23 protein-coding genes, 1 pseudogene and 1 CRISPR repeat array are annotated in these 24,811 nt (G+C 55.8%); of the genes and pseudogenes, 11 read left to right on the top strand and 13 right to left on the bottom strand.

Translation table 11 applies throughout. The annotated features are described in order from the left end of the window. Nucleotides 1–138: 138 nt before the first annotated feature. A CRISPR array of direct repeats spans nucleotides 139–1,098; the repeat unit is 36 nt; unit sequence GTTTGACTACCATCTAAAACAACACGACTCTCAAAC. 68 nt (nucleotides 1,099–1,166) lie between these two features. From csn2 to B5G06_RS10070, 6 genes are all read right to left on the bottom strand, one after another. Then, nucleotides 1,167–1,859, bottom strand: coding sequence for a type II-A CRISPR-associated protein Csn2 (gene csn2 / locus B5G06_RS10095; RefSeq protein ID WP_087188946.1), 693 nt, complete (start codon nucleotides 1,857–1,859; stop codon nucleotides 1,167–1,169). After that, a complete protein-coding gene (gene cas2 / locus B5G06_RS10090; RefSeq protein ID WP_242955452.1) occupies nucleotides 1,856–2,176 on the bottom strand; it encodes a CRISPR-associated endonuclease Cas2 in 321 nt (106 codons plus the stop codon). The genes csn2 and cas2 overlap by 4 nt, the downstream gene beginning before the upstream one ends. Next, nucleotides 2,166–3,041, bottom strand: a complete 876-nt coding sequence (cas1, locus tag B5G06_RS10085; protein ID WP_087188944.1) for a type II CRISPR-associated endonuclease Cas1 — start codon at nucleotides 3,039–3,041, stop codon at nucleotides 2,166–2,168. Before cas1 ends, cas2 begins: the two co-directional genes overlap by 11 nt. Beyond that, nucleotides 3,038–7,078 carry a type II CRISPR RNA-guided endonuclease Cas9 gene (gene cas9 / locus B5G06_RS10080; RefSeq protein WP_087188943.1) on the bottom strand — a complete coding sequence of 1,347 codons (4,041 nt, stop codon included), beginning with the start codon at nucleotides 7,076–7,078 and terminating at the stop codon, nucleotides 3,038–3,040. Before cas9 ends, cas1 begins: the two co-directional genes overlap by 4 nt. 554 nt (nucleotides 7,079–7,632) lie before the next feature. Beyond that, on the bottom strand, nucleotides 7,633–7,797 hold the full coding sequence (locus B5G06_RS10075; RefSeq protein ID WP_087188942.1) for a helix-turn-helix domain-containing protein: 165 nt from the start codon (nucleotides 7,795–7,797) through the stop codon (nucleotides 7,633–7,635). Continuing rightward, complete coding sequence (locus tag B5G06_RS10070; protein ID WP_087188941.1) at nucleotides 7,794–8,045, bottom strand: hypothetical protein; 252 nt, start codon at nucleotides 8,043–8,045, stop codon at nucleotides 7,794–7,796. Before B5G06_RS10070 ends, B5G06_RS10075 begins: the two co-directional genes overlap by 4 nt. Before the next feature lie 588 nt (nucleotides 8,046–8,633). Here B5G06_RS10070 and B5G06_RS14410 point away from each other — a divergent pair. Together B5G06_RS14410 and B5G06_RS14405 are read left to right on the top strand one after the other, a co-directional pair. Further along, the gene (locus B5G06_RS14410) at nucleotides 8,634–9,008 is read left to right on the top strand and encodes a type I restriction-modification system subunit M N-terminal domain-containing protein (protein ID WP_242955451.1); all 375 of its coding nucleotides are present in this window, start codon (nucleotides 8,634–8,636) and stop codon (nucleotides 9,006–9,008) included. Beyond that, complete coding sequence (locus B5G06_RS14405) at nucleotides 8,992–9,489, top strand: HsdM family class I SAM-dependent methyltransferase (protein ID WP_242955450.1); 498 nt, start codon at nucleotides 8,992–8,994, stop codon at nucleotides 9,487–9,489. Before B5G06_RS14410 ends, B5G06_RS14405 begins: the two co-directional genes overlap by 17 nt. Here B5G06_RS14405 and istA read toward each other — a convergent pair. Further along, nucleotides 9,486–10,427 (bottom strand): IS21 family transposase, encoded by a 942-nt coding sequence (istA, locus tag B5G06_RS10060; RefSeq protein WP_087188940.1) that lies wholly within the window; start codon nucleotides 10,425–10,427, stop codon nucleotides 9,486–9,488. The genes B5G06_RS14405 and istA overlap by 4 nt on opposite strands. Nucleotides 10,428–10,975: 548 nt before the next feature. Here istA and B5G06_RS10055 point away from each other — a divergent pair. The 3 genes from B5G06_RS10055 (at nucleotide 10,976) to B5G06_RS14105 (ending at nucleotide 12,197) form a co-directional block, all read left to right on the top strand. Continuing rightward, entirely contained in the window at nucleotides 10,976–11,377 is a 402-nt protein-coding gene (locus B5G06_RS10055) for an IS66 family transposase (RefSeq protein ID WP_255396451.1), read from the top strand. Between the two features lie 212 nt (nucleotides 11,378–11,589). Next, nucleotides 11,590–11,814: a hypothetical protein gene (locus tag B5G06_RS10050; RefSeq protein WP_204220802.1), complete on the top strand. Its 225-nt coding sequence runs from the start codon at nucleotides 11,590–11,592 to the stop codon at nucleotides 11,812–11,814. A gap of 221 nt (nucleotides 11,815–12,035) precedes the next feature. Continuing rightward, the gene (locus B5G06_RS14105) at nucleotides 12,036–12,197 is read left to right on the top strand and encodes a hypothetical protein (RefSeq protein ID WP_162607727.1); all 162 of its coding nucleotides are present in this window, start codon (nucleotides 12,036–12,038) and stop codon (nucleotides 12,195–12,197) included. An 88-nt stretch (nucleotides 12,198–12,285) separates the two neighbouring features. Here B5G06_RS14105 and B5G06_RS10045 read toward each other — a convergent pair. Beyond that, nucleotides 12,286–12,408 (bottom strand): annotated as a pseudogene (locus B5G06_RS10045) (sporulation transcriptional regulator SpoIIID); the annotation flags it as partial. A gap of 263 nt (nucleotides 12,409–12,671) precedes the next feature. On the opposite strand from B5G06_RS10045, the gene B5G06_RS10040 reads away from it, so the two are divergent. The 5 genes from B5G06_RS10040 (at nucleotide 12,672) to B5G06_RS10020 (ending at nucleotide 20,451) form a co-directional block, all read left to right on the top strand. Further along, entirely contained in the window at nucleotides 12,672–13,547 is an 876-nt protein-coding gene (locus B5G06_RS10040; RefSeq protein WP_158094692.1) for a DUF2156 domain-containing protein, read from the top strand. A 1-nt stretch (nucleotide 13,548) separates the two neighbouring features. Continuing rightward, nucleotides 13,549–15,804: a GNAT family N-acetyltransferase gene (locus B5G06_RS10035; protein WP_087188937.1), complete on the top strand. Its 2,256-nt coding sequence runs from the start codon at nucleotides 13,549–13,551 to the stop codon at nucleotides 15,802–15,804. A 184-nt stretch (nucleotides 15,805–15,988) separates the two neighbouring features. Beyond that, complete coding sequence (locus B5G06_RS10030) at nucleotides 15,989–17,617, top strand: sigma-70 family RNA polymerase sigma factor (protein ID WP_087188936.1); 1,629 nt, start codon at nucleotides 15,989–15,991, stop codon at nucleotides 17,615–17,617. Between the two features lie 128 nt (nucleotides 17,618–17,745). Then, entirely contained in the window at nucleotides 17,746–19,734 is a 1,989-nt protein-coding gene (locus B5G06_RS10025; protein WP_087188935.1) for an S-layer homology domain-containing protein, read from the top strand. Between the two features lie 117 nt (nucleotides 19,735–19,851). Then, on the top strand, nucleotides 19,852–20,451 hold the full coding sequence (locus tag B5G06_RS10020; RefSeq protein ID WP_087188934.1) for a Crp/Fnr family transcriptional regulator: 600 nt from the start codon (nucleotides 19,852–19,854) through the stop codon (nucleotides 20,449–20,451). A gap of 49 nt (nucleotides 20,452–20,500) precedes the next feature. Here B5G06_RS10020 and B5G06_RS10015 read toward each other — a convergent pair whose 3' ends face one another. Beyond that, the gene (locus B5G06_RS10015; RefSeq protein WP_087188933.1) at nucleotides 20,501–21,892 is read right to left on the bottom strand and encodes an MATE family efflux transporter; all 1,392 of its coding nucleotides are present in this window, start codon (nucleotides 21,890–21,892) and stop codon (nucleotides 20,501–20,503) included. Continuing rightward, nucleotides 21,892–22,476 carry a hydrolase gene (locus tag B5G06_RS10010; protein ID WP_087188932.1) on the bottom strand — a complete coding sequence of 195 codons (585 nt, stop codon included), beginning with the start codon at nucleotides 22,474–22,476 and terminating at the stop codon, nucleotides 21,892–21,894. Before B5G06_RS10010 ends, B5G06_RS10015 begins: the two co-directional genes overlap by 1 nt. 116 nt (nucleotides 22,477–22,592) lie before the next feature. On the opposite strand from B5G06_RS10010, the gene B5G06_RS10005 reads away from it, so the two are divergent. Next, nucleotides 22,593–23,162: a sporulation protein gene (locus B5G06_RS10005; RefSeq protein WP_087188931.1), complete on the top strand. Its 570-nt coding sequence runs from the start codon at nucleotides 22,593–22,595 to the stop codon at nucleotides 23,160–23,162. A 54-nt stretch (nucleotides 23,163–23,216) separates the two neighbouring features. Here B5G06_RS10005 and B5G06_RS10000 read toward each other — a convergent pair whose 3' ends face one another. The 3 genes from B5G06_RS10000 to yabP all read right to left on the bottom strand — a co-directional run bounded on the left by B5G06_RS10000 (nucleotide 23,217) and on the right by yabP (nucleotide 24,749). After that, entirely contained in the window at nucleotides 23,217–23,660 is a 444-nt protein-coding gene (locus B5G06_RS10000) for a S1 RNA-binding domain-containing protein (protein WP_087188930.1), read from the bottom strand. A 28-nt stretch (nucleotides 23,661–23,688) separates the two neighbouring features. Continuing rightward, complete coding sequence (locus B5G06_RS14045) at nucleotides 23,689–23,964, bottom strand: septum formation initiator family protein (RefSeq protein WP_087188929.1); 276 nt, start codon at nucleotides 23,962–23,964, stop codon at nucleotides 23,689–23,691. 494 nt (nucleotides 23,965–24,458) lie between these two features. Continuing rightward, entirely contained in the window at nucleotides 24,459–24,749 is a 291-nt protein-coding gene (gene yabP, locus B5G06_RS09985; RefSeq protein ID WP_087188948.1) for a sporulation protein YabP, read from the bottom strand. Nucleotides 24,750–24,811: the final 62 nt, after the last annotated feature.

Genomic DNA, 24,811 nt, shown 5'->3' with positions numbered 1-24,811 from the left:
CCGGTGCACCACGCCCCCGGCCGCCATGCACCATTTCCGCGGAATGGGTGCACCATTCCAGCGGTGGCTATGCACCATCATCTGCGGTCAAGTTGCACTTTTTGAGCGGCGTACGCACCAGTGATGAGGGGATTGCGGGTTTGACTACCATCTAAAACAACACGACTCTCAAACCATGGTTTCCCCGCTCGAATTGGTCTAAAAGTTTGACTACCATCTAAAACAACACGACTCTCAAACGCGCCGATGTGCTGAATGAATTTCACGACGGTTTGACTACCATCTAAAACAACACGACTCTCAAACAACGGTCCATGACCGGATCACCACCGCAGCGTTTGACTACCATCTAAAACAACACGACTCTCAAACCCCCAGATAGATATGAACGATGGTAGGAGAGTTTGACTACCATCTAAAACAACACGACTCTCAAACAGTACGCTGCGCATTACGGAGTGAGACCTGGTTTGACTACCATCTAAAACAACACGACTCTCAAACGATGGGCAACCAGCAAAGAGCAGTGCAATAGTTTGACTACCATCTAAAACAACACGACTCTCAAACGAATGAGCTACATCAATAGCAGATGGGTAAGTTTGACTACCATCTAAAACAACACGACTCTCAAACTTTTAAGTAAGGGTTATGCCTCCCGATAACGTTTGACTACCATCTAAAACAACACGACTCTCAAACTAAAACAAATAGCTGTAATCGGAGCGGTTCGTTTGACTACCATCTAAAACAACACGACTCTCAAACTAGATCATGGTGGTGGCCTGGTCACTGTGAGTTTGACTACCATCTAAAACAACACGACTCTCAAACTGCCTCTTTATGCACGGAGGTGAGACATTGGTTTGACTACCATCTAAAACAACACGACTCTCAAACAATGTCAAGAGCTATCAAATACTATCATTCGTTTGACTACCATCTAAAACAACACGACTCTCAAACGGGTGGTGGAGCGCAAGACAGGCAAGCGCAGTTTGACTACCATCTAAAACAACACGACTCTCAAACAACAGTCACCATCCGGGATACGACATGATTGTTTGACTACCATCTAAAACAACACGACTCTCAAACCTCAAATCGAGAAAACGCCACGACACGCGCTGTGTTGTTTTAGATGGTATCGACCTACTGCTCTCAGTTTACCCCTTTTTTCCGCCGGATTCAAGGCGCAATTCGCAAAGATCTCGGTCCAGAAGGCAGATCTCTTCGTTTGGCAGAGGAACCACCGCACAGGGTTCCAGCAGCAGGAGTCTCCACTTCTGATATCCTGCCATGCGGTAAAGTTCCTCCAATTCCTCCCGGGAAAAATAGCAGTGGGCTCCCACCAGAACAAAACACTGATTTTTCAGGAGTCCATGATAAAGAGTCAGGTAATGAAATAGCTGCTCCAGAGGTTCCTCGCCCTCCAGAACAGGCTGGCACTTCAATGCCTTGAGCAGGGGAGAAACATACTCTCCGCCCGAAAAGGATATAGGGTACTCTATTGCGGTGATTACAGTTTGCAGATAGTCAACAATCATTTGCTGCAAATGGTCGGTCTGTTCCTGCAGCTCATCCCGTACCACCGATTGCAACAGGGCCTGGAACCGGTTTTGCAGCTTTCTGTTATCCACGGAAAGCGCTGTATAGTCCCGTATGACCTGGAGATGCTCCCCACAGTCCAGCGGCTCATAGTCAAGGGAAAGGATAAACTCCCCGTCCTCTCCCTCAGCCTGCCGGCCGAGGGAGAGAACGAAGCGGCGAAAAAGAACAGGGTGTTCCGCAACCAGCACGGGGATCACATTTTCCCGGATATGAATGGGGGCGGAAAGCATGGTGTGGGTCAACCTCATAAAATCACCAGCCGTTCTTCATCATCAATGATCTGAGAGTGATGCTCTCCCAGTACAAACTCCATCCGGGAAAACTGCTTTTCGGTGACCACCAGCATTTGAATCAGACCTGCCGCAGGCCGTCTGGCCCGAACAGCGGCCATAATACTGTTGGCCGCTGTGGGATTGAGGGCAAGCTTACAGTAAACGGACTCCTGCATCATCAAAAATCCGTCCTTAACCAGACCCTTGCGAAAGCGAGTATATTCCCGCCGCTCTGCCGCAGTTCCCACCGGCAGGTCAAAAAAGACGATCACACGCATAAATCTACCATTCATAGTCAATCCATTTGATTTCCGACATATCGCCGCTTTGCAGGGCACGAAACAGCCCGCCGCAATAGAGACGCATGGCGTAGAGCAGATATTGCCACTTCCCGTCGTACAGCACTTCCCGGTTGAGCAGATTGACCAGGACCAGCTTTTCCGCTCGCTCCAGTCGTTCCGGATGCAAATCCAACACAGTGCTGTCCACCAATGGCCGCAGTGGCTCCATCAGATCGCAGCCCAGGTTAAAGGGATTATAGGTGTTTTCATGGGCGAGCCCCAGCTGGTTCAGATAACCGGCAGCGGAGATTTCTCGGTTGATCGCCGAGAGGATCAGGCTATAACCGTAGTTCAAAGCTGCATTTATGGGAGTATCCTCCGTCCTTGTAAACTCCATGCCAAAGAGGGCGTTGAAGTAAACCTTGGCTGCATGGCCTTCCCGGTTGGTGGCATCGTTCCATGCAATCTCCTCCAAATAGGCGGTCAGACGATCTGCCTGGGTCAGGCCCCGGTGGCGCAGGTGAGATCGCTGCCGCCGGAGCTTTTCCCGCACAATTTCCGTCCATACCTGCTGCCGCACTCCTTCTGTCCATTTAAGCTGCTGGCGGATCTTGGCGCTGCTGTCATGGCAACCGTGGGTTGGTACCAGTTCCCCGCAGGGATTACGCTCGTGGTCGCAGAAAATTACTTTGACCTTTCGCCGCAGCAGTTCACAGAGCAAGTAGGAGGTAATAGAGATGGCAGTACTCTCTACAATCAGAACCCCGATCTCGCTGAGATGGACCCGTTTCACTTCCTCCAAAGTACGTACCACCAGATAGTCCAGCTTGTAGTCTACTTTAGCGTTGCTGGACACTACTACCACCCGCCAGCTCATGATGGCTCCTCTGTAAGCAGATCGACCTCCCGTTCAAAGAAACCGGTGATGGACTGGTGGATAAGCTTGAAGCTATGTCCGGCATAATTATCAAGATTTTTCGAGGTTAATAGAATACCAATGCCGGCCTTTCCGTTAAGCAGCTTTAAGTCTGCGCTGGCGGCATTGTTGGAAAAGAGATTGAGCAGCTGCAGCAGGATCTTACACTGATCCGGCACGGAAAGCGTTCCAAACCGCTCCGTATTTTCCCTCACAGTCCTGGCTGTCGTCTCCAGTTTGATCCGGTACAGCGGATTTTCCAGCTTTTCCAACAGCATAGCATAGAGCTGCTGGTTTTCTTCTGCGGTCAGCCTGTCAAACACAGTGACCGGCAATTCCTGCCCTGCCTTTTTACATCGTTCCAGATACTTGGAGATGCCTTTGATATACTGCTGCCATTGAGGAGAGATCACAAGCTGGTTGGCATTTTTATAGATAATCTGAGATCCTGTCCGCCCTGAAATATGCATCCGGAAACCGTCGTAGGAGATCAGGGCGTTGATCTTGATTTTGGGTACCAAAATTTTAGGGTCTTTCAGATCCAGTGCCTCCCGGCAGTAGTCCTCCGGGTTCCGCTCGTACCAACTCTTGTGCATGAGAAATACAGTCTCCAGCGACCGTACCCGCTTCTTTTTGCTGGTGTGTTCCACCAGGATAAAGTAGGCACCCGTGAGCTTGTTGTATCCCCCATAGTTCTTAATGCTCAGCCGAGGATCGGAACTCTTACTTTGCGCCTGCCCTTTCCCTTTGGGAACCAGCATCTGATCAAAAAGGCCGCCCTTGACCTCTGCCGACCGACGGGTAAAGAGAATATTGTTTTTCGCCATTGTGCGGCGCACTGTGGAAATGCTGCCCTCTGGGCCTACTGCCCAGGCCTGCTCCGTGCCCCGCTGTACATCAAAGTCAAACATCCGGTTGAGGCTGTACTTTGCATCCTTCTGCCGAAGGAAGTTAGCTGGGCTACGGGTAAATTTGATATGATACACATTTCCCACCACGATGTTGAGATAGGCGTCCTTGGCGTGGTGATAGTCGTTGACCTCACGACATTTGACAAAGAGGGGATCCTGCACCGTGTTCTGGTTTTTACACTGGCCGGCCTGCATCTGCTCGCCGTTGTCGGTAAGCCGCTGGTCCTGCCGGAAGGACGCAACATTGCCTGCCTTGACATAGACTACCTCGGTCTCTTCCCCAAAGCGCCGCTGTAAAAGCTCCGCTACGATCTTGCTGGACTGGCGGGTCTCCACCAGTTGCCGGGCAATAAAGCCCGCCTGCTCTTCTATACTAAATGGAGTGGCCCGTATCAGCCGCTCGTATTTTTCTTTCGATATCAGCCCCTTTTTCTGCAGCATAGTCCAGAAGGGGCGCATCTTTTCCCTGATCTCCAGGGCCAGAGGATAGTTGTTATCTTTTTCTGCGTTTAACTGCCGCTTGACCAGTACGCGGTTGCGGATACTGTCGTCTTTGATCTTGCTCTGGGGATAGATATGGTCAATATCATAGTCACTGTCCAGCCGGTTCAGGTCGATACTCTCACCACCATACATACATTTACCCAATTGAGTATAGTAGAGGTAGAGCTTGTCCCGCCGCAGGTTTCCTTCCGGTACATCTGACAGCTGTGCAAAAAGGGGCGATGACTCCTCGCCGCACTTCTGATACAGCTCCGTCAATTCTGCTTTTCTGGATACCGTTCGCTTTCCCTTTTCCCCGTCTTCCCGGGCCATTTCCAGAAAGATTCGCTTGGGTGGACATTTCATAATTCCTGCGATCTCCCCTACGATCCCCATCACCTGGTAGATAGCCCGTTTGATGGAGGGTGATGCGTAGGACTCATCCAGATAGCTTCGCAAAGTAAGGCTATTGTTTGCTAGCTTCTCCGCACGACGGGCCGCCACCGCCTGAGCAAAAGTATACCGGCCGCTGAGCAGTTCCATCAGATTATCATTGGTGTTCCAGAGCATATCCAAAATGGAGAATGCCTCACCAGTTTCGGGGTCAGTATGGAATACACCAGTGAGGAATTCCCTGGACAGCCTGCCCCAGCCACTGCATTTGAAAGCAAGGGCCTTCTTCTGCTCCTCTGGTGCCAGAAGCTCTCCATAGGTTTTCTTCAACCACCCCTGCAGAAGCTTTCTGTCCTCACCAAAGAGGGTGATATGGCGGATGATCTCTTCTGCCATATCCAGGCCACCAGGGCGATCCAGCAGCCAGACATAGTGCCTCCAGGGTGCCAGTGTTCCTTTCATTTCCTGATCAAAGCCTGAAAGCTCGTCCTCTTTTTCTAGGCCCAGATAGGTGCGCAGCTTGGCCTGAGTAACTTTCTTTCCGGTCAGAAACAAGTCTCGATAAATGCCCTGCTTTGTCTGGACGGAAATACCGGCACCATTGACTTTCAGGTTGTTCAGTTCGTTGAGAACCATAAATTTCGTGTAAAGCAGGGAATCTTTAGGAAGAACGTCCTCTCCGATATAACTGCACTTCGCAGTCATTTTCGTAATGAAGCCCCGGCGAGACTCCTCCAGGTCCACCACCTGGTCAAAATTCCATGGGTAAATTTTCTCATTCTTGCGTACGATCCAGCTATGCTCCGAGCGGCTGTCCAGCGGACCTATGTAGTAAGGGATTCGGAAACAGAACATCCGGTGGATCTGTTCCGCTCTTGTCAGCCCGCTCTCATCCTTCTCCTTCAAAAACGGCAAATATACAGAGGCATTTTCCAGGATCTTGATCAACTCCGCCTCATGCAGTTGGTGCGGGATCACGCCATTGTCCTTGCTGGTCTGCTTAGGCAGAAATGTTCCCTGTTCCAGCTCGTCCAAGATAATCTGAATATCTCTAGATTTCTCTTTTACTCCTTTTAGCTTTGATATCATATACTTACGAAAGGCATCGTAGCTACACCGGTGGTTTTTTGCGCCCTTACCTGAATAGGCTGGATAGTTGTCTAGCTTTTCACCGGCCAGATGGAATATCTCTCGGTAGAGCTGCGGATCTCTCACAGCCTTCACCGCAGCCTTCAGGCACTTTAAATCATCTTCGTGTTTTTGATAGATCTTAACTTTGGCACAGGAAAGGTATTGTTCTCCGCCTCGCATGACCTCCAGCAGCGCCCAGTCATAGATTTCTTTTACAGCCAGAATCAATTCAATGCGATCTCCCAAAACAGAGAGCAGTTTTTCTTCAACTGCCTCAAAATCTTCTTCCAAACTGATTTTGGCAATCTCATCCGTGGCAGTACCCTCGCCGTACAGAGCGTCCAGTGATACCTTTCCTCCTGCAAGCAACTCAGTGACAGCATAACAAGGGCCATCATCTTTAGTAACAGAAAAGAGTTCTGCAAGTCGCTTTTTTCGCCGCGTCTTATTAAGTGTACGAGAGATGAGAACCTCTTTCAATTGCTGGGTATCGCCGGGAGTCAGTGTCCTCTCCATCTCTGTCTCCATTGCTTGCGAAAGGCGTTCCAGTCCGGTTTCCAGGGATATAGTCTCCAACGAAAGCTCACCGTACAAAAAATGGCCGCGATTTTTCATAATATGGTGCAAAGCAAGGTAAACCAGCCGCACATCAAATGGCTCAGGTTGCTCCATTAGTGCCTTTCGTAGGTGATAGATCGTCGGAAACTGCTTGTGGTAATCCCGGTCGCAGTACTCTTTATCTGCAAACAAGGTATATCGTCCCAGCGGCACATCCGCCTGCTTATCCTCCTCCAGAAACTTGCTTTCCCTAAGACGTTGGAAAAAGGCGGGATCCACTTGACCAACGGGCTGAGCAAATACCTCTTGTAACCACTGGAGGCGCTGCCTGCGCCGTTCGATCCGCCTCCTGGCTACACGGTAACCGCGTCGCTCCTGGGCAGTCTGTGCTCCGTCAAAAAGGCGCACACCCCACATAGATTTTCCATTGCGTTTGATCAGCTGGTATTCCGGCGTTGTTACTGCCCATCCGACAGAATCAGTTCCAATATCGAGACCAACAAAGTACCCCTCTTTCTTCATGATCCTTCCCCTCCAAAATAGATTGACATCTGTGTCGATCCCAACTATAATAAAAATGTCTAGACTACCATCTAAGACAACACGACAGGTTCAAATACGGCTTTGCCAAAAACGCCGGTTTTTCCGGCTTCACAGTGTGTGAGTAAAGAAGTCCGCTTTGCGGACTTCTTTACTTTATGTTTAAAAATCGAACAAATTGACTGCTATTTATTGATTATACCCTTTTTAATGTAAAAATTCAATGTTTATACAAATATATTGAAATTATAAAGACCGATAAATGGAACACTCAACTCTGTTGGCTACATAAAAAACCGGAAGCGTAAATACCTTATTGAGGCCAGGAAATAAATGCAATGATAATACAAAAATGTGAAAAGCCCTCTTGTGCAAGACTGTCCTGCAAATCTCTCTGCGGGACTTCTTTGATATTCCGTCCGACCAGGATACAGAGCTGGACCGGCTGCTGCGCCAGATTACCAAACTCACAGAGGAACAAAAACTGGCGCTGATTGGTTTCTTAGAAACAATGGTTAAATAAAATGGGGTTCCCGTCAGTACGGGAACCCCAGATAATCCAGCAGGGCATTTCTGCTGATCCTCCACTCCCGGCCCACCTTGACGGCCGGGAGTTCTCCATTCTGGATCATCCTGCGGATCTGCTGGCGGCTGGTTTTGAGCAATGCTGCCGCCTCCTTTACAGTTAGGATCTCGCTCATGCCCAGGGATCCTGTTGGAAGCTGCTATTGCTTTTAGACTGGTAGCCCCGCTGCTCTTTGTAGATGGCATTATGCAGTTTCCGCACGTCAGCCTTGAGGAATCCCCAGTTGCCGAACGGGTCCTCCACCGGGCCGATGGCATACTTGTCGGCGTATTGTCTCAGCTCCGGCTTGTCCATCTCGAAGAGACGGCACAACTCCGGGATGGTGTAGAACTCCTTCATGTCACGATAGGGAATATACTTCATGTGAGATACCTCCTGTTAAAGTGATTTGAAAACGGCCTAGTCTGTGTCAGGTGTCTGAACGTAAATCACCGTTTCTTATATGAATGTTGGTGATCTCATTATATTTCTACTTATTTTCCACATTCTTCTGCACAAAATTGACTATTCCAACGCTCCTCTATAACAGTACGCAGACAGGAAATCCCCTGCTGTTCTCTGTTGGTCAGCGTCACAGGATTGACCTGGAGCTTATCAAACTGTTTCATCAGAGGATGAAACTTTCGGATATTAACTACATTATAGGTTTCTTTCCACTTCTGAGCTGTGGTGTCCAGTCTGGCGCTGTGGTTTGCTGATAGAATCTTAGATACTGTCAGGACCTTGACACTATTTGGTGGTAAGGCGGCAGGCCGTTACAATTGGCAATCTTTAAATGTCTTGTTATAAATGTGATTCAATAAGACACGAGATCCACTGCTGGCTTTGCAATGGATCTCGTGTCTCATTATCAGGACGAAGGGATTATGTTGTAAACAATACAGAACCTTGATACATGATAAAATAGTCGTTATAATGGATAAAAAATAATCGATACATGGAGAGAATGGTATGATTAACATTCGTAAATTGGAAGCTGAGCTGTGGGAATCCGCCGACTTGCTGCGGGCTGGCTCCAAGTTGACCTCAAACCAATATTGTATGCCTGTCCTCGGCCTGATCTTCCTGCGCTATGCTTACAGCCGCTTCAAACTGGTAGAGGCGGAGATTCTGAAGGATCGTCCCATGCGCGGTGGGCGAGTGTTGCCGGTGGAGGCCAGCGACTTTGCCTCCTGCAGTGCCCTGTTTCTCCCCCGTGAGGCCCAGTATGCTTATCTGGTGGAGCTGCCGGAGAATATCCCCGCCGCCGGGCTGACCAACTGGCGGGGTGAGGTCATGAACAGCCTGGGCGAAGTGGTGAACAACGCTGGTGGAGCAGCAGAGTGAGCAGCTTTCCGGTGTGATGCCCAAGGACTACACCATGTTCTCCGATGAACTGCTGGCCGAGCTGCTGCGGATCTTCAACAACAGCGCATTGGACGAAGTGGGCGGCAACATTGTGGGCCGGATCTACGAGTACTTCCTCAATAAATTTGCCAAGAATATCGCCCAGGATGACGGCGTGTTCTTCACCCCCAAGTCCCTGGTTAAAATGATCGTCAATGTACTGGAACCCACCCAGGGCGTCCTGCTGGACCCGGCCTGCGGCAGCGGTGGTATGTTTGTCCAGACCGGCGACTTTGTGGAGCACGCCGGAATGCAGGCCAACTCTGCCATGACCTTTTACGGTCAGGAAAAGGTGGAGTACAATGCCCAGCTGTGCCTGATGAATCTGGCGGTCCACGGCTTGACCGGCGTGGTGAAGTCGGGCGATGAGGCCAACACCTTCTATCACGATGCCCACAATCTGGCGGGTGAGTACGACTAGCGGAACACAGAGAAGGGATACTGCGGCAGCTCTAAAAGTGCCGCCTTGTCCTCTTCCCAAAGTTCCCGGATGGGAACCTTGTGCTTGTAGTGGAGCCGGTCAGCGTCCTTTTCGCACCACTCCAAGAGCTGTTCATTAAATTCCTCAAACGAGGTAATGACTGGGACCGGGACAAACGCATTGCGGCGGCTGTAACCAACCTTGTTCTCTACATTGCCTTTTTCGTTGCCGGAAGCCGGATTGCAAAAATCAGCCTGGAAACGGTAGTGGAGCATAAAGCGGGTAAAGCCCTCCGTAAGGACACGCTCACCATCTTTTAGTACCTGAGCAACCGCCGTGGTCATGTTGTCAAACCGCAGCCTGGGAGGGACGCCGCCAATGTGCTCAAAAATCCGCTTCATGCCTTCCAGCAGGCACTCTTGGTTTTGAGACGGGAACGCTTGCGTTACTCCGTTGTTAGAGCCGGGGAATGAGATCGTCAGCGCATAGAACGGAAAGCGTTCTCCGGTAGCGGCCCATTCGCCTTCCGCAAGGCCAAAGTCCACCTGTCCCCAGCCTTTGGGGTGCTCCAGAGGGAGATACCCGGCACTCAGAGTTTTCATGACATATTTTTTCTTGCGGACATACTTCTTCACGGTGGAATAGCAGCCAGTAAACCCATGCTCATCACACAGGCGGTGGTAAATCCGCATTACTGTATGGCGCTGTTTCCTGGGGGCCTTTCGGTCCTCCTCCAGCCATTTATCAATGATGGGGATGAAGTCTTGCAGCACCGGATAGCTCTGTGGCTCAATATCCGGCAGATTGTCCTCGCTCCAGTTTTCCTGGTAGGCGTACTTGCGGACAGTCTCAAAGCTGTGGCCGGTTATGCGGCATATTTCCCGCAAACTTGCCTCTTCATTTTCGTAGAGGTCTTTGATATACTTGATTTGAGCCATTCGTAACACCTTTCTGCTACCCCCTTATGGTTATCCCACCTAAAGGGTAGCGTTTATTTCAGGTGCTGACAATGGCTCTTTTTATTTGCCATTGGGGTGCTCACTTTTTGAGTACCATTTGCTACATTTTCATTTTACCGAAAACAAGTGTATGGTGTAGTACACGGAAGTATCAAAAATCGTACAAGACTTTGAGATAGTGAGGTACAGGTATGGAGAAAGTAACGTGCTTACAGAGAACTAATTAGCAATATCAACTGGTGGAATGCAGCCAGCGAGTGGAGGCCCGCATAGAGACTTTTCCGGCTAATTACAAGTAGACAACTACCACAAACTGTCCAGAGCACATTTAGATGGTAAGCAGATGGGCACACGCTAGGCAAAAAGTTAATGAGCCACTGTATACGTTGCCCGAAAAGGAACCATAGGATTTTCTAGCGACAACTGACGAGCGTTATTGCATTAGGTTGTTTTAGATGGAGTAGTCTATCATGGAACTGATGCCAGGAGAACGCTATACCAAGCGACTGGAACTGTAAAGACCGGTTCTGGACGCTTTGTTGGTATGGGCAAATGAGTCCAGCGCCAAAACCGCGCCCAAGTCTGCCCTGGGCAAGGCCCTGCACTATCTGGGGGAGCAGTGGCCCTACCTGGTACGCTATCTGGAGGACGGCAGGCTGGAGCTCTCCAATAACCGTGCCGAGCGCAGCATAAAGCCTTTTGTAATGGGCCGGAAGAACTGGCTCTTTTCCAACACCCCTGCCGGCGCCCAGTCCAGCGCCGTGATCTACAGCCTGATTGAGACCGCAAAGGAGAATAACCTGGATCCCTACCGCTACCTGGTTTGGCTCCTGCACAACGCACCGGGGTTGAGCCAGACCGATGAGGCTTGGGCAGAATCTTTCCTCCCGGCGAACGCACCCCAGGAATGTAAAATTCCAAAACCATAATGAAAATGCCGACCGCCATCTCAATGCCTGCGCACTGAGATGGCGGCCTTTTTATACGCCCGGAGATTTTGTTAGCGCCGGGCGAAAACCGCCATTCCGGGCCGGGTGAAAATCGCCAATTTTGGCCGGACGAAAATCGCCAATCGTTATTTACAATTTGAGCAGTTCCTTTACACTGGGGGTATAGCCAGCCCCCGGTGAAAGGAGACAAGATGAAACAACCTAATTTCGCAGCCATGTCCCCGGCGGTGGCAAAAGCCATTGAGCAGATGATGGCCGAGCAGGGAGACAAGTTCTCGCTGGAGAAGGTCAATCTTGCAGAGCTGAAGCGCCGTACCGGGATTTCCCGCGCCAGACTGCGCCGGATGAAGGAGCACGGCTTTGTGAGGACACTGAGCACGCCGCAAAGGGCCGGAAAGCGAGCACCACGCTCCTGAGCGGCTATACAGGTATCCTGGATGGTCTGCTGAAGAACGGCGTGACAAACTCCGCTGTGTGCCTCAGCAGGCTCCGTGCAAACGGATATACTGGCAGCCAGACCACGATTAAAAACTACATCCTGGCGCACCAGCATCTCATTCCGCCTGCTCGCTATGCGGTTGCTCCGCAGGGAAACCGTGGGCGGCGGTACACCACCGGCCCCGGAGACGCGTTCCAGATGGACTGGGGCTTTACCAAGGTCCAGTCTTTCACCGGAGAAGAATACTCTGTTGCCTGCTTTGCTATGGTCTGCCACCACTGCGGTGAGCGGTATGTGGAGTTCTTCCCCAACGCCAAGCAGGAAAACCTGTTCATTGGTATGCTCCACGGGTTCCGGTAACAATTTGACGGTTACCTAAAAACAGAGTAACAAACCTTATGGTCGTGTCAACCTTATTGTATTGCCCATATAAAACATTCTAATTTATTACATCTGTATGTACGGTGGATTTGCTGATGCCGAACTGCCGGGCGGCGGCCCGCACCGTGGCACGGTTCTCTATGATGTAAAGCGCCAGCCGGCAGGCGCGTTCCTCGATGTTCCCTTTCAAGCAGCAACACTCCTCCATTCATTCACTGGTGGAGTATATGAGGGGGGACCGACAGATATTTCTGCTCCGGCAGCAAAGGGACTTGTAATGTAGAGCGGCTTGGTAGATAATAGAGGAGCCTCAAAGCGAAAAACAGGCCCTCTTATGGAAGAAAAAGGACAAAAACGGGCATGATACAGGAGCGCACAGCTCCAGAGCCCTTCCCTGCTGTTTGCCGCTGCGGGGGCCAGCGATCCTATTACGACAAAGAAAAGAGACACATCATGCAATTTAAGCAACTGACGCTGAATGAGATCCCTCTTGTTCAGCCTTATTTCCGGCAGATGAAATCCAGGACCTGCGACTTTACCGTGGGCGGAATGTTCATGTGGCGGAATTACTATAAAATGGAATATGCCATGGACGGGGAGATCTTTTATTCCCGTCTCCACGACCAGGACGGCCAGGTGTACTACAATCTCCCTCTGGGGGGCGATGTGGCCGGCGGCATCCAGGTGCTGAAGGGGCAGACCGAGGGCGGCCCGCTGCGGTTCTGCACCGTCCCGGAGTGCTATCTGGAGGAATTCCAGGCCATCTGTCCGGGGTGTGCCGTCAGCGAGCAGACCGATTTTGCCGACTATCTGTATCAGGCCTCCGATCTGGCCCAGCTGGGGGGGAAGCGGTACAGCGGCCAGCGCAACCAGATCAGCCAGTTCAAGCGGGGGGTGGAGGGGTGGTCCTTTGAGCCCCTGACCGCTGGAAACGTAGGGGCGGTGGAGGCCTTTTTCACCCAGACCTATCTGTCCGGCGCGGGCGCCGGGGCCACGGAGCGGGAGGAAAACGACCGGGTCCTGGAGGTGCTGCAAAATCTGGACCGGTACGGCATGGTGGGGGGCGTGCTCACCGCCGACGGGTCCATCGTGGGCTTCTCCCTGGGGGAGATTGTCAACGACACCCTGTTTACCCACATCGAAAAGGCCGACCGAAGCTGCAAGGGCGCCTATCAGATGCTGGTCAATCAGTTTGCCGCCGCTTACACGGGGGGAGACGTGACCTATATCAACCGGGAAGAGGATATGGGGGACCCCGGCCTGCGGCGGGCCAAGCAGGCCTACCACCCCATGGAACTGCTGAAAAAATATGTGGTTGAGGTAATGTGACATGACGACCGGGATGCTGCGAGACTGTCATATGGAGCAGGTGATGGAGCTGTTCTGTCAGTGCTTCCAGGACGATCATTTCTACAAGCGCTCCTTCCCCTCGGAAGCCACCCGTATGCAGGATATGAGGAAGGCCTACGGGCCCAGCCTGCTGTACTGCCTCCGGCACGGAGACTGCCGGGGGATCTGGGACGGGGACACCCTGACGGCCTTCCTGCTCTGCTTTGATTACCGTAAGGTGCGGGGGGAGGACTTTGCCTCCTTCCGGATGATCTTCGCCGGGGAGGATGGGGGCCAGGGCCTCCCCTACAGCGCGTCCCTCCACGACGTGGTGGAGGGGCTGCCTGGGAATGTGCTCTACCTGCTGTCGGTGGCGGTGCGCCCCGCCTGCCAGAACCGGGGCCTGGGGGCCTGCCTCATCGACCTGATCCTGAAGGACTATCCCCGGCACTACCTGGTCAGCGACGTGTCCAACCCGGACTCCCTGGGGATCTACCGGAAGCGGAACTTCTCCATCCGGGAGATCGACAAGGACTACAATCTCATCATCCATGCCCCCCAGGACCCCGCCCATACCTGCTCCATCGGCAGCACGGTCAAGCTGCTGCTCCCCTCCCCCGGCCTGCTGGAGCGGTATCAGATCCCCTGCCGTGTGGTGAAGGAACAGACGGCGGTGGCCGGGTACGGCACAGTGGAGGACCACGGCGTGGCCTGCTTTGTGACCCGGCAGGGGGAGCTGGCCATGGGGGCCGTGGTGGAGCTGGACTACGACAGCTATTTGCAGTACCAGCGGCTCATCAACGTGGCCCAGTATGAGGAGCATATGGCGGGGGACCGGGTCTTTTATGTCCGGAAAACCCCCTATCCCGCTCCGCCCCTGATGAACGGCGTGCTGGAGGAGATGCTCCCTTCCCGCCAGGCGGAATGGGCGGTGATCCCCGATGTGTTTGTGTCGGTGCCCGTTCAGTACCGGTCCATGGACCTGCTGGAGGACTGCCCGGCTCAGCCCGACCGCAAAGCCGCCGCTCTGCTGAAGGACATGGACTTCCGCACCCACTATGAGGCGGGGGTCCCCTCCCAGCTGGAGGATGTGGACGATCTGGCCGGCTTCAAGCGCCGCATCAGGCGCTATTATCTGGGCAAGATTCCGGTCCAGATCACCAGAGAGGGAACGGTGGACTGCTACGACGAGGCAGGCGACCCCATCGGCGCTCCCGCCTTCGTGGATCTGTACATCTCCATTGACACCGACAGCAACTGCGGAGTGCTGACCTGGTACTCCCTCTCCTCCCCCTTCCTCATCAGCCACCTGATGGACAACATCATCCGCAACAATCTGATGGTGGTGGGAGCGGACGGCAGCCACACCAATTTCTTTGACTTTGTCAGCCTGAACTATGGGGTGATCAAGCGGGGCACCCCCAAGATCTTTGCGGTTATCCCCAAGGCCAAGAGCTGCCTGAAGTCCAGCCAGATCGCCTCCCTGCTGGCCGCCGAGACCATCTACCCCGACGGGGAGAATTTCGGTGAGATCGTGGACCGGGAGATCGTGGCCGCCATCAGCTCGGAAAAGGGCATGGGGCAGTATGACCGGGCCTTTGTGTGCGCCTACAGCAACGTGGTGCTCCAGTTCACCCCCGACTTTCAGGCCACCCTGCGGGACCGGCTGTGCGAGGAATCCATCACCCTGTTTTACATCGAGCTCATTCTGCTGGAGGAGGCCGCCATCCAGATCGCCGACCGGGAGATCATCCGCCTCATTACCTCAAAGGCGGTGGACGAGCCGGTGGAGTTTCTCAAGCAGGTGGAGAATATCTACGACAACTTCTCCAAAACCATTGATTTCTGGGACATTCAGGTGAACTACCCCACCTCCCAGAAGTCCATCGATATGCTGCGCCAGGCCTTCAAGATCAAGGACCAGCTGGCATTCATGCAGCGCAATCAGGCCCAGATGCAGACGGTGTTTGACACCAAGTGCGACATCATTGACCGCAACGACTCCAAGCGGATGGACACCTCTCTGGCCATCATCTCCATTCTGGCCATCTTTTCCGCCTGGATCGACGGGTATGACTATATCGCCACCTGGAGCGATGTGTTTTCCGGCTCCGTAATCCATCTGCTCCAGCGGATCCTGTTTGTTGGGGTGGCCATCACCGCCGGGTATGCCATCTTCCATCTGTTTGGAAACAAGTTCAGACGTTTCCTCAGCAGGCGGAGGGACCGCAAGCGGAGGCGGGACAAGAAAAGCTGATCTTATGCGGGACGCGCCCTTCAGGGTGCGTCCCGCTTTTGCTGTTTGGGTCAGCAGCATATTTCAAGTGGGGAGGAATGGTGGTACAATGGAGAAAAACTGAGACAAAATTTTCGCGGGAATAAAACCGGCGGAGCCTTTTCCAACACAAACAGACAGAAACGTTCCAAAGGGAGGAAGTCATATGCAGCTTTTGTCCGATTTGTCCAACACCGAGGCGGTAGCCCGGCTTCGGGCGGGGGATGAGGAGGTCTTTACCCGACTGTATCAGGCCTGTTACCGCATGGTCTATCTCCAGGCCATGAAGATCCTGGGGCAGGCCGATCAGGCCGAGCAGGTGGTGCAGGACGTATTCATCGCCGTGTTCCGCTCCATCGACAAGCTGAAGGACCCGGAGTCCCTGCGGTCCTGGATCGGTGGCATTGCGGTCCGGCTGGCCCTCCATCAGCGGAAGATGCAGACCGACTCCCGTGAGTTCGCTCTGGAGGAGGAGGCTATGTTTGACCTTCTGGATTCCGGCCCACCCGTGTCCTCGCCGGAGGATACCCTGTGCGAGCGGGACACGGGCCTGATTTTGGGGGAGCTGGTGGACCAGCTCCCCGACGAGCAGCGCACCGCCGTCATGCTCTACTACTACGACCAGTGCCCCATTAAGCACATTGCGTCCATTCTGGAATGTGCCGAGGGCACCGTCAAAAGCCGCCTGAACTACGCCCGCAAGGCGCTGGAGAAGCTGATCCTCCAGCGGGAGCAGCGGGACGGCGTGCGGCTCCATGCCCTCAACCCGGGACTGCTCTTCCTGGCCATGGTGCTTCAGGAGCAGAATCTGGCGGTGGACCCGCAGACCATGGAGCGGGGACTGCTGGCCGTCAAGGGGGCTCTGGGCCTCACCGCGGCGGCAGCGGCAGGCTCCTCTGCTGCGGCGGCCACCACCGCGGCTTCCACCTCGGCGGCTTCCACCGCAACTGCTGCCGCCTCCGCTTCGGCGGCGGTTGGTGCCGGGGGCGGGGGTCTGACCCTGGGCAGCAAGGTGGCCATTCTGCTGGTGGCGGCGGCTGTGGCTACGGGAGGCGGCGTGTTTCTGGCCACCCGGCCCCCGCAGGAGCCTCAGCCCAGTGTCCCGGTGATGGCTGTGGTTTCCCCCACCCCATCGGCTATGCCCTCGGCCGCGCCCAGTCCTACGCCCTCGGCCACGCCGTCGGTTACTCCCAGTCCCACGGCAACACCCAGACCAACCCCCACGCCTACACCAACCCCGGTGACCCCGGTGGTGGAGAACCGGAGCATGAGCGCTGAGCTGGGGCGCGGCTACAGCTTTGGAGGACAGTGGGGAAACCTGAATCCCTCTGACGCCGGTCTGCCGGCGGGGTTGACCTACAGCTCCTCCAATTCCAGTGTGGCGCCCATTGACAGCTCCGGCTGGTTTACCATCCTGTCCCCCGGCACGGTGGTGCTGACGGCAGTCAGCCCCCAGGAACCCAACGTCCACTATACCATTACCGTGCAGGCCAAGAATGAAGTGCCCTGGGACTACCAGTTGGACGGCATCACCCTCAGTATGGGGCAGAGCCGGTATCACGGATTTTCCTCCTATTCCCTGTATACCAACTTTACCATCGCCTCTACCGTGTGGAGCAGCAGCAATCCATCGGTGGTGACGGTGGGCGACCAGGAACCCACCAGCTGTCAGCTCACTGCCAACGCCCCGGGCACAGCCACCATCAGCGGTGTAGTCACCTTGCGCGTGGATAGTCAGGAGGGTGTGCTGACCTTCACCGACAACGTGTCCTTCCAGGTCACCGTAAACGCATAGCGGCCGGGATGCGGCACTTGAAAAAAAGATAAAAAAGTTTGGCCGGATTTAAAACCAGGCTGCCGGTTCCACACACTAACAGACAAAGCCCCCGCGAAACCCCAAAATCAAGAGAAGGAGAATGCGCAATGAAAAGACGATCTTTCCGCCTGCTTTCCTGTCTGTGTGTTCTGGCCATGGCAATATCCATGCTGCCGGCGGCCTGGGCCGCAGAACCGACGCCCCTGAAATCCACCATTGCCGGCGGCACCTACAACGGCAACTGGGCGGTGCCCATTGACGCCTACCTGTACCAGGACGGCGACAACCTGGTGCGGGTGGAAAATTTCAAGGGTGTCAAAATCGTCGATGCCCAGGGAAATTTTATGAAATGGAGCGCCTATCCCCGGCTGGTGGCCGAGACCTACGACAGCAACTTCCAGCTGATCTCCTCGGTGGATCTGGATATGGAGCTGGACCTGTGGGGCGGCTTCTATGCCGGTGAGGACTACAACTTTGTGATTTTCGGCCAGGAGAACCCCAGTGAGGACGACAACGCCGAGGTCATCCGGGTGGTGAAGTACGACAAGGACTGGAACCGCCTGGGCCAGGCCAGCCTGCGGGGGGCCAACACCACCATCCCCTTTGATGCCGGCAGCCTGCGGTGCGACGAGTACAACGGCTACCTCTATGTGCGTACCAGCCATGAGATGTACCAGTCCGGCGACGGGCTGAACCACCAGGCCAATCTGACCTTCTCGGTGCGTGAGTCCGATATGACCATCACCGACGGCTATCACGACGTGGTGGCCAACAAGGGCTATGTGTCCCACTCCTTTAACCAGTTTATTCTGGTGGACAGCCAGGGACGGCTGGTGGCCCTGGACCACGGCGACGCCTACCCCAGAGGGGCCTGTCTGTCCATTTACGACAACAAGGCGGGGAGCGACACCTTCGCCAACGGCTGCAAAACCTTCAATCTGACTACCTGGTCCGGCAGGGTGGGCGAGAATACCACCGGCGCCAATGTGACCGACCTGGCGGAGACCTCCTCCGGCTACCTGGTCGCCTACAGCAGCACCGGTAAGGGCTCGGCTTCCACCATCGGACAAGACCCCATGAACATCTTTCTGAGCTATACCAGCAAGGATGACGTCTCCTCCAACGGCACCACCGTGCGTCAGCTTACCTCCTGGCCCAGCGACTCCGAGCTGTACGGCTCTCAGCCTGTGCTGGTTCCCACCGGTCCGGACGGCGGCTACATCCTGTGGCAGTTGGCCGAGAAGTGGGATAACGGCTACTATTACAATAAGGAAAGCATCCAGTATGCTACCTATTCCGCCGACGGCACCGTCTCCAACATCAGGACCGCTGACGGCGTGCAGATGTCCCGCTGCCATCCCATCAGCTACAACGGCAAGGTGGTGTGGTACTCCACCCACGATTCTACCCCCGTGTTCTATGTGCTGGACGAATCCGGAGTCCAGTCCTACCCCGTTGGGGAGGGCGGCGGACAGCAGCCTGATCCTGACCCTGACCCTAATCCCTATCCTGATCCCGACCCCACCCCCGATCCCGGCGACGGTGAGAACGGCGACTTCTCCTTCAGCGACGTGCCCGCCAGCCAGTGGTATGCCGACTATGCGGTGAAGGCCGCCCAGGCCGGCCTGATGAAGGGCACCGGCGGCGATAAGTTCAGCCCCAACGGCACCCTCACCGTGGCCGAGGTGGTCACCCTCACCGCCCGGCTGTACGCCGACCGCCAGGGGGAGAGCGTTCCCATCTCCGACGGCGCCTGGTACCTGGGCGCCTACAATTACTGCGTGGATCAGGGCCTGTTTACCACCAGTGAGGTGCCTCTGTCCACCATGCTGAACAAGGCCACCCGCTTCCAGATGGTGGACCTGCTGGACCGGGCGGTGCCCGAGGAGGAGAAGGAGGTCATCAAGGTGGTGTTCAACGGTGAGGTCCCCGACGTACAGGAGACCGATCCCTACGGCCCCGTGGTTTACCTGTGGTACCGGGCCGGCATCGTGGAGGGAGATAACAATGGAAGCTTCCACGGCAATACCAATATCAGCCGGGCGGAGACGGCAGCCATTCTCTGCCGTCTGGCCGGGCTGACCCCCCGGGTGTGACCCGGTATCTGCCGGTATTTGGACAACAATTTCATAGGAATTAACCTGGGATAATGTAGAAACCACGCAAAATATGATAAAATAAAACACTAATATTTTGTGTTGGGAGGGTGAGAGATGGATCTGCCAGAACTTTACCATCACCTGTTCGGACTGTCGGACCAGTCCCTCATCCAGAGGCTCACGGAGTGGGGCGAACTGCGGAACGTAAAAAAGGGCCACCTGCTTTACCGGGAAGGGGAAACGCCGACCAAGCTGACCTTTTTGGTCCAGGGGCTGCTGCGGGGCTATTTTCTGGATGCCGGCGGCCGGGACATCACCGACTGCTTTGCCTTTGAGCCGGGGTCCCCGGCCACGGCCTGTATCGCCCTGGGGGAGCCGGCCACCATCAACATTGAGGCACTTACCGACAGCCTGGTGCTGGAGCTACCCATGAGTCTGGTACTGGAAATGCTGGAGGAATATCCCCAGCTCTATCGCCTGTACAGCTGTTTTCTGCTGGACGCTCTCAAGCGCCACTGGGAGGTGAAGGCCGCCATGTACCAGTATGACGCCATGGACCGGTATCAGTGGTTTTTGCGGGCCTATCCGGACCTGCACCGCCATGTCAGCGGAAAGCACGTTGCCTCCTTCCTGGGTATGACCCAGGTGACCCTCAGCCGCCTGCGCCGTACCCTGCGGGAGGCGGGCCAGCTCCAGGCTGCCGAGGAAGAATAATAGAAAAAGGACGTATCGCCTTGGCGATACGTCCTTTTTTTGTTTAGGTTCAGGCGTGTTTGGCATCCAGTTCCTTCTGGCGGCGGGCCAGAATGCGGGGGAAGCGCCACAGGAACATGGACCCGGTGGTGAGGGCGGCCAGAACGTCGGCCACCGGCTCAGCCAGAAACACCGCCATGACCTGGTGGCCGGTGATGAGCCGGGGCAGGATGAGAATGAGGGGAAGCAGCAGGATGACCTTCCGCAGCAGGGCCAGAAACAGGGAGATCTTGGCTTGGCCCAGGGCCACGAAGGTCTGCTGACAGGAGGTCTGGACCCCCAGCATAAACATTCCGCACACATAGATCCGCAGGGCCCACACCGCCAGATCCACCAGCTCCGGCTTATCGTTGAAGAGCATCACAAAGGCGTGGGGGAAGAGCTCCAGAGCCAGGCAGGCGGTACAGCTGAAAGTAAAGGCGCTGATGAGCAGCAGCTTGAAAGCCTTCTTCACCCGGTCCAGCTTGCCCGCGCCGTAGTTGAAGCCGATGATGGGCTGGGCCCCCTGGGCGATGCCCTGGAGGAGCAGGAAGAAGATCTGCAGCACGCTGGAGCAGATGGTCATGGCCCCCACGGCGGAGGTGCCGCCGTATGCCTTCAGGGAGGCGTTGAAGGCTACGTTGACCAGGCTCTCAGTGGCGTTCATGATGAAGGGGGATACGCCCAGAGCCACTACCGGGGCCAGTACCTTGGGATTGATACGGAAGTACCGACTTTGCAGCCGCAGCCTGGTGCGCTTGCCGGTGAGGAACCGGAGCACCCACACCGCAGAGACGCCCTGGGCGGTGATGGTGGCCAGGGCCGCGCCCTTGACGCCCATGTTGAAGCCGAAGATAAACACCGGGTCCAGCACGATGTTGGTCGCCGCGCCGATGAGCACCGTGGCCATGGAGATGGTGGAAAAGCCCTGGGAGGTGATAAAGAAGTTAAGCCCCAGGGAGATCTCCACAAAAATGGTGCCCCACAGATAGATGGTCAGATAGTCGGTGGCGAAGCCGATGGTCTCCTTCGTGGCGCCGAAGAGGAGGAGCATAGGCTCCTTGATGGCCAGGAAGAGGGCGGTCACCAGCACCGACAGGGCGATGAGCAGGGCGGTGCAGTTACCCAGGATGGCGTTGGCCTGATCCTCCTTGCCCTCGCCCATCCGTACCACAGCCCGGGAGCCGCCGCCCATGCCCACCAGGGCGGAGATGGCGGAGACGAACATCAGCACCGGGAAGCATACGCCAAGACCGGTAAGGGCCAGGTCTCCCACTCCTTCGATGTGGCCGATGTAGATCCGGTCCACAATGTTGTACAGGGCGTTTACCAGTTGGGCGGTGACCGAGGGCAGCGCCAGCCGCAGCAGCAGCTTGCCTACCGGGTCCCGGCCCAGGTCGTTTTCTCGTTTTGCCACAGCCATTACGCCTCGTCTTTCTCCAGAAAATAGGTGGCCTCCATGTCCGCCACGCTGAGGGCGAAGGCCAGAGGATACTGCTGGAAGGCCTGCCCCACCAGCCGCTTGTCCTCGTCGCCGGAGAAGCCCATGTGCCAGCGGATGGCCATGGCCTCCTCCCGGGTGAGGCGCAAAAAGCCGGAGAGAATGTACACGCTCTTCTCCCCGTGACCGTAGGGAAGATTATCCTCATAGAAGAAGGTGGGCACGCTCTGCCACTTGCCGTCGGGGCCCTTTACGTTGCGGGTGCCGCCCCGGTAGCAGCCGATTTTGCATACGTCATGGAGGAGGGAGACCAGGGCAACCGTCTCCGGGGCGTAATCCAGGCCATACAGCTCCCGTACCCGTTCCCGCTCCAGATAGGCCTCCAGGCAGCGGTAGACGTTGACGCTGTGCTCGCACAGGCCGCCGGGGTAGGAACCGTGGAACCGGGCGGAGGCGGGAGAGGTGAAAAAGTCGCTCTTGTGCTCCAGGTAGTCCAGCAGAGCGTCGGAGCCCTCCCGGTGTATGTTGTCCCGGTAAATCTGAAGAAATACTTCCTTGCTGTCCATGACAGACCTCCTTGTCATTGGCTTAAATGCCAGTATAGCACAGCCCCCCACAAAAAACCACCCCATGCACCGCTGATTCGTACCCCGAATAGAATGGGCGGAACAGGAGGTGCTCCATGGAGTGGTTTTCCATGCTGGCGGCGGCGGTCCTGTTTGCCGCCGCCTGTAATTTTGATACGGTGATCCTGGCCATGGGCTGGGCGGTGCGGGGGGTACGTCCCTCCCCTGCCCACACCCTGGTCATCGGGGGGCTGACCACCCTCATCACCTGGCTGTCCCTGGTGCTGGGCGAGGGGGCGGCGGCCACCCTGGGCCGGGGCTTTGCCGGAGCCCTGGGGGGGCTGGTGCTGGCGGGGATCGGGCTGTGGTTCGTGCTGGACTGGCTGCGGGGTCTGGGAGAGACCGGACAGGAGGATACCCCCGCCGCCGGGAAGAGCCTGCTGGGCTGGGTGGCTCTGGCCGCCGCCCTGGCGGTGAACAACGCCGGGGTGGGTGTGGCCGCCGGAGCCTCCGGCGTGGGGCCGGTTCTGGCCTCTCTGGCCAATTTCATACTTACCCTGGCCGCCCTGCCCCTGGGCCGGGTGCTGGCCGACAAGGTGGCCGGGCGGCTGTTGGGCCGGTTCGCCCTCCCCCTGTCCGGCCTGCTCCTCATCGCACTGGGGGTGTGGCAGGTGCTGGGAGGATAAGAAAAAGACCTGCTGCACAGGTGCAGCAGGTCTTTTGTTATGTACGGATAGGAATTACTTCCGGCCGCCGCGGCGGGAGCTGCGGCGCTCAGCCTGGCGCAGCTCGGACAGCTTGCTGTCGGAGGAGGCCATAAACTGCTTCAGCCGATCCTCAAAGGTGGTGGGCTCGGCGGGAGCGGGCTTGCCACGGAAACCGCCGTTGAAGCCGCGGTCGCGTCCGCCGGGACGGCCCTGACCGCCGTGACCGGCGGGACGGGGAGGCGGATCCATAGCCTTTTTAATGGAGAGGTTGATACGGCCGTTCTCGTCGATGCCGATGACCTTGACCTTGACCTCCTGCCCTTCCTTCAGATGATCCTTTACATCGTTTACATAGGAATAGGCGATCTCAGAGATGTGCACCAGCCCCGATTTGCCCTCGGGCAGCGAGACGAAAGCGCCGAACTTCGTGATGCCTGTGACCTTTCCTTCCACAATCGTACCAACACCAAACTCCATTTGCCTGAAAAATCCTCTCTTTCAAAATTCAATCGGTGAACTGGAAGACGTATTCGCCCGGTTCCACCAGGCCCAGTTTCTCACGGGCCAGGTCGGCCTGCCGGTCCGGATCGCCGCTGTTTTCCACGGCGTCGGCCAGGTCGGCGTTGACTTGCTTCTGCTCCTCCACCTGCTGTTGGGCGGTGGCCAGATCGGCCTGAGCGGCCTGGAGCTGACTGCGCATGGTCAGCAGGCCGGTGGCCGTGCCGATGAGCAGCGCCAGGATGACGAGTTTGGTCAGAAGGGATGCTTTCTTGAGTTTCATGGGTGACTCCTTCCCCGTCGGCGGCCCGGTCTGACCGGGGGGTATCTTCCGTTTCATCGGATATTACATTTATTTTATACCACTTCGGCCGATAATGGAAGGCTTTTTTTGCGGATTTTCCGATTTTTTTACACAGCTTGCCCAGCACCACAACCGGTAGTGTCACAATATGCCAGACCGCCCCAACAAAATCTGCCAGCCGGTAGCCCAGCCACAAAAAGCCCCGGCTCAGGGCCCAGAAGTAGACCCCGCCGCCGGCCAGTATCCCGGCCAGCAGATAACCCCGCACCTGTCCCCGGCCTGCCACCGTGGAGTAGACAAAGATGGCCGCCGTCACCACCAGCCAGAACAGCAGGTCCAGCAGTCCCCCGATGAGGGGGAGGGGCAGGCGTACCCGCAGGATGCGCAGCAGGTCGTAGATCAGCCCTGCCGCCGCCCCCAGGCCCACCGCTCCCAGCAGAAAGAGGGCCTGCTCCGATACCCAGATCTCCATCTCAACGGAACAGGCGGCCGAAGAAGCCGCCGGACTTCTCCCCCCGGCCGTCCTCGTAGGTGAGGGAGTCCACGTCCCCCTCCACCTTCAGGTCCCCGCCGTCCAGACTCAGCTTTTCAATGTGCAGATTTTCCCCCCGGATAATCAGGGTGCCCTGGGAGGTGTGCATGACGATGGTGTTTTCGTCAAAGCTCTCCACCTCCTCCACCCCGGACACCGACAGGCGCTCCCGGTCCTCCAGGATCAGATGGTGGGCCACCTCCGGCCGGCCCCGTTCACTTTCATACGGCATGACAATGCCCCTTTCCCACATAGTCTTGTCTCTACTATATGGGACAGGGGCATGGGATATGA

This window comes from Flavonifractor sp. An52 (assembly GCF_002159385.1).
GTDB classification, from domain to species: domain Bacteria; phylum Bacillota; class Clostridia; order Oscillospirales; family Oscillospiraceae; genus Flavonifractor; species Flavonifractor avicola.
This window is presented reverse-complemented; position numbering and strand designations above follow the sequence as displayed.